At 65.0% G+C, this 8,320-nt stretch carries 7 protein-coding genes; 3 read left to right on the top strand and 4 right to left on the bottom strand.

All coding sequences use genetic code 11. The annotated features are described in order from the left end of the window. Nucleotides 1-84: 84 nt before the first annotated feature. Complete coding sequence (locus tag ACFOMD_RS09480; protein ID WP_380860386.1) at nucleotides 85-2,301, bottom strand: TonB-dependent receptor; 2,217 nt, start codon at nucleotides 2,299-2,301, stop codon at nucleotides 85-87. A gap of 151 nt (nucleotides 2,302-2,452) precedes the next feature. Here ACFOMD_RS09480 and ACFOMD_RS09475 point away from each other — a divergent pair, with 151 nt between their 5' ends. Together ACFOMD_RS09475 and ACFOMD_RS09470 are read left to right on the top strand one after the other, a co-directional pair. Next, nucleotides 2,453-2,839, top strand: a complete 387-nt coding sequence (locus tag ACFOMD_RS09475; RefSeq protein WP_380860383.1) for an SgcJ/EcaC family oxidoreductase — start codon at nucleotides 2,453-2,455, stop codon at nucleotides 2,837-2,839. Between the two features lie 2 nt (nucleotides 2,840-2,841). Then, complete coding sequence (locus ACFOMD_RS09470; RefSeq protein ID WP_380860381.1) at nucleotides 2,842-4,053, top strand: cytochrome P450; 1,212 nt, start codon at nucleotides 2,842-2,844, stop codon at nucleotides 4,051-4,053. Nucleotides 4,054-4,063: 10 nt separating this feature from the next. On the opposite strand, the gene ACFOMD_RS09465 is transcribed toward ACFOMD_RS09470, so the two are convergent. Then, a complete protein-coding gene (locus ACFOMD_RS09465) occupies nucleotides 4,064-5,197 on the bottom strand; it encodes a dipeptidase (RefSeq protein WP_380860379.1) in 1,134 nt (377 codons plus the stop codon). Nucleotides 5,198-5,381: 184 nt separating this feature from the next. Here ACFOMD_RS09465 and ACFOMD_RS09460 point away from each other — a divergent pair, with 184 nt between their 5' ends. Then, on the top strand, nucleotides 5,382-6,395 hold the full coding sequence (locus tag ACFOMD_RS09460) for an NADP-dependent oxidoreductase (protein WP_380860376.1): 1,014 nt from the start codon (nucleotides 5,382-5,384) through the stop codon (nucleotides 6,393-6,395). Here the strand turns inward: ACFOMD_RS09460 and ACFOMD_RS09455 are convergent. Together ACFOMD_RS09455 and ACFOMD_RS09450 are read right to left on the bottom strand one after the other, a co-directional pair. Continuing rightward, nucleotides 6,392-7,534, bottom strand: a complete 1,143-nt coding sequence (locus tag ACFOMD_RS09455; protein WP_380860373.1) for an acyl-CoA dehydrogenase family protein — start codon at nucleotides 7,532-7,534, stop codon at nucleotides 6,392-6,394. The two genes, ACFOMD_RS09460 and ACFOMD_RS09455, sit on opposite strands and share 4 nt — an antisense overlap. A 21-nt stretch (nucleotides 7,535-7,555) precedes the next feature. Next, a complete protein-coding gene (locus tag ACFOMD_RS09450) occupies nucleotides 7,556-8,317 on the bottom strand; it encodes a helix-turn-helix transcriptional regulator (RefSeq protein WP_380860370.1) in 762 nt (253 codons plus the stop codon). Between the last annotated feature and the right edge of the window lie 3 nt (nucleotides 8,318-8,320).

Genomic DNA, 8,320 nt, shown 5'->3' with positions numbered 1-8,320 from the left:
GTGCGCCAACTATCTCGCCAACTCAGGGTATGCTTCCGTGTAGCGTCATCCCGCTCTAGGTCACCGCGCAGCTTTCACGTCAGCTCAGAATTTGTAGCGCGCCTGCACCGAGATGTTGCGCGGCGCATCGACCACCGTCACGCGCGCGGCCGGGTTAAGGAAGGTGTTCGCCAGACCGGCGGTGTTGCTGTAGGCGTTGGTCAGCTTGTTGGTGAGGTTGCGGCCGACCAGCGCCAGTTCCCAGCCATCGTCGATGCTGCCGAGCGACAGCCGCGCATCAAGCTTCAGCCAGCCGTCCTGCCGCGCCACCGGATCATTGGTGAAGTCGCGGAAGTTGCCCGTCTGGAAGCCCGGCGAAATCGTGGCCTTCACCTGCAGGTCACTGCTGACCGGCGCTTTCACCGTGCCGTTGACCGAACCCGAGAATTTCGGCGTGAAGCCGAGGCGCTGACCGGTCTGGTTGCAGGTGCCGGGCAAGGTGCCGTTCGACGGCTGCAGCGCATAACAAGGCCCGGCGGTGAAATCGACATATTTGGCGGTCGGCAGCCAGGCGAGGCTGCCGTCGACCTGAAACATCTGGCTCTGCCGGAACAGGAACTCCGCCTCGAGGCCGGCGATGCGCGCCTCGGGCGCGTTGCCGGTGAAGAAGATCGCGGCGAGCGACCCCGGCACCGAGATGCCCGCCGACACCTGCAGATCCTTGTAGGTGGTGTGGAAGGCGGCGAGGTTCAGATAACCGGTGCCCGGGAAGCTGAGGCGCGCGCCGCCCTCGAAGGCGGTCGATCGTTCGGGCAGATATTCGAAGGTCGCGGGCGAGGCGTTCGAGATCGCGCCCTGGAAGCCGGCGCTCTTCGAGCCCTTGCCGAAGCTCGCGTAGAACATCGAATTGCGGTTGGCATAAAATTGCACCGAGGCGGCCGGATCGAAGCGGCTGTCGGTGGTCTTGCCGCTGAAGTCCGCCTGCACCGCACCGGTACGCGCGACTGCGGCCTGCGCGCCGCCGAGGCGGAGATAGTCGGCGGTCTTGTTCTGGTGCGTCCAGCGGCCGCTGGCGTTGACGCGGAGCGCCTCCGACGCGACCCAGGTGAGCTGACCGAACAGCGAGAAGGCCTTGTCCTCCTGATTGAAGGCACGGAAAGTGCTGGCTACCGGCGCGAACAGCACGCCGGTGGTGCGCTCCTCGTCGAGGTTGGCGTCCGAATAATAGGCGCCGGCCGAGTATTCGATCGGCCCGCCGGTCGGTGAGGTCAGCCGGATCTCCTGCGAGACCTGCTTGAAATCCTGGTCGAAGTCGGCGGTGGCGAAATTGCCGGCGAAGAAGTCGGCGTCGATCAGGTTGCGGTTTTTGAACTGCGAATAGCCGGTGATCGCCGTCAGCGTCGGGCCGCCCATCTCGATGTCGAGCTGCAGCACCGCATTGTTGGTGACGATATTGTCATACTCCGGGCCGGTGGTGAGCCGCGCGCTCTTCACATAGTCGCGAAACTCGTTGTTGGTCGGCGCGAACACCTGCACCGGCGAGCCTTCGATATCGACATCGGCGTGCTCATATTTGAACGTCGTGGTGACGCCCTCGCCCTCCCACACGCCGGTGATGCGGCCAATCGCTTCCTTGCGGGTCGGCTGATCCTGATCGACGAGCGGGTTGTAGATATAGCCGTCGGTATCGGCGTAGCGGCCGGTGGTGCGGATCGCGAAATTATCGGTGACCGGCAGGTCGACGGCGCCTTCGAGGCTGACGCCCTCGAAGGTGAAATTATAGTCGCCGAGCACATAGCCGCCAAGCTCGTCGCCCGGCTTGCGCGTCAGGATGTTGATCGCGCCGGCGCTGGTGTTGCGACCGACCAGCGCGCCCTGCGGGCCGCGCAGCACTTCCAGCCGCTCGATATCGAGGAAGGGCGCGGCAAACTGGCGGGCGTTGCCCGAATAGATGCCGTCGACGAACATCACCACCGACTGGTCGAGCGACGGGCTGCCCGCGCTTGAGCCGATGCCGCGCAGCACGATGAGGTTGGCAGCGGGCGTCTTGGCGATGGTGAGATTGGGGATGAGCGGCGCGAGTTGCTCGAAATTCTGGATGGCGCGATCCTGCAGCGCTTCGCCCGAGACGACCGCGATCGAGATCGGCACGTCCTGCAGCCGCTGCTCGCGGCGCTGCGCGGTGACAATGATGTCCTCTGCGGTATCGATCTCGGCGGCCGAGGCGGCCTCGGCCGCGGGTTCGGCGGCGGTCTGTGCCATGGCCGGCATCGCGAGCAGGCTCGCACCGACCAGCAACGTCAGCTTGCTGGAAACGCCCATATATTTTTCCTCCCACTCACCAGCGCCGGCGGTTGCTCCGCTTCGTAAAGCTGGTTGACATGTTGAGGATGAAACAGGACAGTTATTATTGTCAATAGATTTGACGAATATACGAGACGGCGCCCACGCCGGCACTTGGGAGAGGACCGAAATGCGAACCGCTGAGGAAGAAGCTGCGCTGGCCGTCGTCGACCGAATGCGCGAGGGCTGGAACAGCCTCGACGGCGAGCTGATCCTGTCGCTGTTCCACGACGATGCGGTTATGCAGAGCATGATGAAGGCGCCCTACAACGGCAAGGCCGAGATCAAAGCGATGCTCGACGGCTTTCTCGGCATTGCCACGCATGTCTTCCAGGAAGTGCTCAACCGCCGCGTCGAGGGCAATGTGGTGACGCTCGAGCGGCGCGACCATTTCACCGCGCGCGGCAAATCGGGCATTCTGCCGTGCGTCGGCATCTTCGAGGTCGAGGACGGCAAGGTGCGCACCTGGCGCGAATATTATGATTGGGGGATGTACGAACGGCAGATCGCCGACTGACGATGGCACACCTCGACCTGCTTGATACGGCGAACTTCGCCGACGGGCATCCCCACGCCGCCTATGACGCACTGCGCGCCGACCGGCCGGTCTATCGCCATCCGGGATCGGACAAGCAGCCGCCCTTCTGGATGCTGACTCGCTACGACGACATCCGTGCCGTCTCGCTCGATGCGAAGAACTTCACCTCGACGAAGGGTTTCCGCGTCCCGACCGACAAGCGCGCGGCGATGGACCCGGAGATCGGGCGAACACTCGCGCGCTTTATGCTCGCAATGGACAATCCCGAGCATGCCGCCTTCCGTAACCTCGTCGCCTCGGCGTTCATGCCCGCCGCCATCGCCCGGTTCGAGCCGCGCGTGGAGGCGTCGGTCGCGAAGCTGATGGCCGATATCGCGGGGCGCGACGAGGTCGAGTTCGTCGAGGAGGTTGGCGCGATCGTGCCGATCCGGTCGATCTGCACCATCATGGGCGTGCCGCCCGAGGACGAGTGGCGCGTGTTCGAATTCACCAACGCGGTATTCGGCACCGACGACCCCGACTATGCCGCCTCGGTCGAAGTCGCGAGTGAGCGCTATCTCGCGATCTTCGACTATGCCCTCGACCTGATCGAGCGCCGCCACCGCGAGCCGCGCGACGACCTCATCTCGCTGATCGCGCACGCCGAAATCGACGGCCGACCGCTCGACGATACCGAGAAGAAGAGCTTCTTTTCGAACATGATCGCCGCCGGTAACGAAACGACGCGCAGCTCGCTCGCCGGCGCGCTCTGGGCACTATGGCGCTTTCCTGATCAGCGCCGCCGCCTCGTCGACGATCCGTCGCTGATCCCGGCGGCGATCAACGAATTGCTGCGCTGGCACAGCCCGGTGTTCCAGATGGCGCGGACGGCGACGCAAGATGTGGTGATCGGCGGCGAGACCATCGCCGCCGGCGAGCGCGTCGCGATGCTCTACGGCGCCGGCAATCACGACCCGGCGGTGTTCGACGATCCGCACACGCTCGACATTACACGCGCCAATGCGAAGGCCCATCTCGCCTTCGGCTACGGCATCCACCATTGCGCCGGGCTGCGGCTCGCAACCCTGCAGCTGAAGCATATCCTGACGGCGTTCCTCACCGCCTACCCCGACTATGAGGTGATCGAGCCGCCGCGCTTCATCCGGTCGAACTTCGTCGGCGCGATGAAGTCGCTGCGGCTGCGGCTCCGTTAGCGGTTGGCGCTCAGCCGCCCCAGCTGGCGGTCAGCAGCCGCTGGAAATTGCCGCCGAGGATCGCCTTGATATTGTCCTTCGAATAGTTGCGGCGCAGCAGCTCTTCGACGAGGTCGTAGGTGCGGCGCGCATGATCGAAGCCGTCGACATCGACCTTGTCGCGGAAGGCGTAGCTCTTGTTGAGCCACGCGATCAGCCCCTTCATGTAACCCTCGGGCGCGTCGTCATAGCCATAGAGGTCGAGGTCGCTGCCGATCCCGACATTGTCCATACCGATCAGCTTCACCGCATGGTCGATATGGTCGACCATGTTGCCGAGCACCGTCGGCTCCTTCGCGCTGACGAAATTGCGCACGCCGGCGATCCCCATCATGCCGCCCTTCGCCGCGCAGGCCTTGATCGCCTCGTCAGTCTTCAGCCGCGGATGATCGTTGAGTGCACGGCAGTTGCTGTGGGTGATCGCGATCGGCTTCTTCGAAATCTCGATCGCATCGAGCGTGGTGCGCGGGCCGCAGTGCGAAACGTCGACCAGCATGCCGACCTTGTTCATCGCCTCGATGATCGACGCGCCGAAATCGGACACGCCGCCGTCGACCCGCTCCGTGGAGCCCGAACCGATGCGCGTCTGCGTGTTGTAGGTGAGCTGCGAGATGCGCTGCCCCAGATCCCAGAACAGCTTCACATCGTCGGGCGTGTAAAAATGCTCCGAATTCTGGAGGCCCATGATCACCGCGATCTTGCCGTCGCGCTTGGCGCGCAGGATGTCGGAGAACTTGTCGACGCCGGTGAACACATGCGCGTTCACCTGCACATGATGACCCCAGCGGACGAGGAAAGTCAGCACCGCCTCGCGGGCGTTCGGCCCGCCGACGCCATAGGCATGGTGGATCGCATTGATGCCGCTCGCCTTGTAATCAGCGGCCATCGCCGGCGTCATCGGCAGCGGGCCGTCGTTGATCTGGAGCGGGTGCAGCATGTCGAGCACCAGCGATTCATTCACCAGATCGACGACGCGCTTGGGATATTCGCGCGGCGGATAGGCGCGCTTTTCAAAGGCCCGTACCGGCCGGCTGATGAAGGGGGCGCCCACCGCGGCGGCCGTCAGCGCGCCGCCCACCATCTGCCGGCGTGACAAGTTCGACATCCGCATTCCCCTTCGACAATCCAGTCGCCAGTGACGCGCAAGCACAGGCGGCGCGCAACCCAGATAATCTGGCGCGAAGCCTGAGAATTTCTCGCGGCAGGCGCCGGTCGCCATTTGGGAGGTGCTGACCGCCTTCGCGCGTGAGACGCAGCATTCAAACGGCAGCCGTCTGGGGAGGTGAAGCTTGGCCGAGAATCGCAGGGTGCTGCTCGTCGCCCGCCCGCAAGGGATGCTCCGCGCCGAAGATTTTTCGATAGCGGTCGAGCCGCTGCCGGCACTCGCCGACGGCCAGTTCCTCGTCCGCAACCACTATGCTTCGCTCGACCCGGCGATGCGCGGCTGGATGGACGATGTGCCGAGCTACCTGCCGCCGATCCCGCTCGGCGCCACGGTGCGCGCCGGCACGATCGGCGTGGTGGTCGAGAGCCGCACGCTCGATTATCCGGTCGGGCAGTGGGTCGGCGGCCTCAACGGCCTTGAGGATTATTCGGTCGGCGCCGAGGGCGGTACCACGCGCAAGTTCGATGCCAGCCGGCTGGCCAAGGTGACCAACTACCTCTCGATCCTCGGCGGCGTCGGCCTCACCGCCTATTTCGGCTTTCTCGAGGAATGCCAGCCGCAGCCGGGACAGACCTTGCTGGTCAGCGGCGCGGCCGGCGCGGTCGGGTCGCTGGTCGGCCAACTCGGCAAGCTGCACGGCTGCCGGGTGATCGGCATCGCCGGCGGCGCGGCGAAATGCGCCAAGCTCATTGATCGCTACGGCTTCGACGCCGCCATCGATTACCGCGGCAAGGATGTCGCCGCGCTGTCGGCGGCGATCCGCGCCGCCGCGCCCGACGGCGTCGACATGGTGTTCGAGAATGTCGGCAGCGACATCCTCGACGCGGCGCTGCTCAACCTGCGCCGCAACGCCCGCGTCGCGCTATGTGGGCTGATCAGCGAGTATAACTCAGAGCAGCGGATCGGGGCGCGCAACCTCTGGTCATTGATCGTCCACCACGCCCAAATCCGCGGCGTGCTGGCCACCGAATTCCTGCCGCGCTTCCCCGAGGCACGCGAGCAGCTCGAAGCCTGGCTGACCGAGGGCAAGCTGACCATCGACGAGCATATCGAAGAGGGGCTGGAGAATGCCTACCCCGCGTTCATGCGGCTGTTTGACGGCAGCAACCAGGGCAAGATGATCCTGAAGATCGCCTAGATCGACCGCCCGACGACTTCCTTCATGATCTCCGACGTGCCGCCGTGGATGCGCTGCACGCGCGCATCTCGCCACAGTCGGGCGATCGGATATTCGTTCATGTAGCCGGCGCCGCCGTGCAGCTGCAGCGCGGCGTCGGTCGCCTCCCACTGCATCTCGGTGTGCCAGAGCTTGGCGGCGGCGGCCTCGGCGACCGTTAGCTGCTTCTTCGCGTGGCGCAGCAGGCACCAGTCGAGATGCGCCCAGCCGACCTGAAGTTTCGCCTTGATCGCCGCGAGGGTGAACTTGGTGTTCTGGAAATCGAACACCGTCTTGCCGAACGCCTTGCGGTCCTTGGTGAATTTTACCGCCTCGTCGAAGGCGCGCTGCGCGCCCGCCTGTGCACTGACCGCCAGCGACAGCCGTTCCTGCGGCAGGTTGCTCATGAGGTAGCCGAAGCCCTGTCCCTCGCCGCCGAGGATGTTGGTGACGGGCACGCGCACATCGTTGAAGAACAGCTCGGAGGTGTCGGCCGAGTTCTGCCCGATCTTGTCGAGGTTGCGGCCCCGCGCGAAGCCGGGCCGATCCGTCTCGACCAGCACCAGCGAGGTGCCCTTGGCGCCCAGCGACGGATCGGTCTTGGCGACGACCACGACGATGTCGGCGTTCTGCCCGCTCGAGATGTAGATTTTCGAGCCGTTGACCACATAGTCGTCGCCGTCACGCTTCGCGGTGGTGCGCACGCCCTGCAGGTCGGAGCCAGCGCCGGGCTCGGTCATCGCGATAGCAGCGATGATCTCGCCGCTGACCATGCCGGGCAGATACTTCGCCTTCTGCTCGTCGGACGCGTAAGCGACGAAATAGTCGACGATGATGTCCGACTGCAGCGGCAGGCTCGCCGACGAGCCGGCGTACGACAGTTCCTCGGTGATGATCGCATTGTAGCGGAAGTCGAGGCCGAGCCCGCCCCAGGCTTCCGGCACCGTCGGGCACAGCAGCCCCGCCTCGCCGGCCTTGCGCCAGAAGGCACGCGGCACCAGCCCTTCCTCTTCCCACGCGTCCAGATACGGGATCATCTCTTTCGCGAAGAACTTCCGCACCGAATCCCGGAACATCTCATGCTCGGGGTCGAAGGCGGAGCGAAGGCTGGTATCAAGCATGGCGAGGCCTCAGGGTCAGGGTCAGTTGAGCGGGGCGAGGTAACCGAGCTGGCCGGCCTTGAAGACCATCTGCCCCCGGCTGACGGCGTTCAGCTTCTCGCCGGCGTTGTGGAGATGGAAGCGAATGGTGGTGTGGCTGCGCGCGATGATCCGCGCGATTTCGTGATCCTTCTTGCCGGCAGCGGCGAGGCGCAGGCACTGGATCTCGCGTCCTGTGAGCCGGCAGTCGGGTGGCAGCCATTCGCGGCGACGCGTCACCTGCGCGTAAGTGGTGAGGAAGCGCCGCGTCAGCAGCATCAGCCGGTCGGCATCGCGCGCGAAATTGTTCGACAGGTCCGTCCAGCGCGGGTCGATCGACCCGAAGGTCGCCATGCCGAGCTGCCCGAACGGCATGTGAACCGGCACGACGATGCCGGCGAGCAGCAGGTTGCGCGCCGCAAAATCTGAAAGGTCGATCGCATCAAGATAGGCGTTCGGATGCAGTGTGCGAAAGCCATCGGCATTCGCCCAGAAAGGCTCACTCTCGTAGCGCGCACCCTGCGCCAGCGGCGACTTCAGCGCGAGTTGACTGCGGCACCACCAGCGGTCGTGCGGCGCTGCCTTCGCGAAGACAGTGGCGCCGAGCGCTTCGCCGCTCGCATCGCGCATCGGCCGGGCGGTGGCGATGTTGTCGGAGATGATCAGGCGATAGGCGGCCATCCGCGCCACGGCATCGCGAAAGGCCGTGGCGGCGCGGGCAATGTCGTCAACCGAGTCGACGGCAACATCTTTGAGATCGTCCATGGC

It is taken from the genome of Sphingoaurantiacus capsulatus, assembly GCF_042648405.1.
Taxonomy (GTDB): domain Bacteria; phylum Pseudomonadota; class Alphaproteobacteria; order Sphingomonadales; family Sphingomonadaceae; genus Sphingoaurantiacus; species Sphingoaurantiacus capsulatus.
This window is presented reverse-complemented; position numbering and strand designations above follow the sequence as displayed.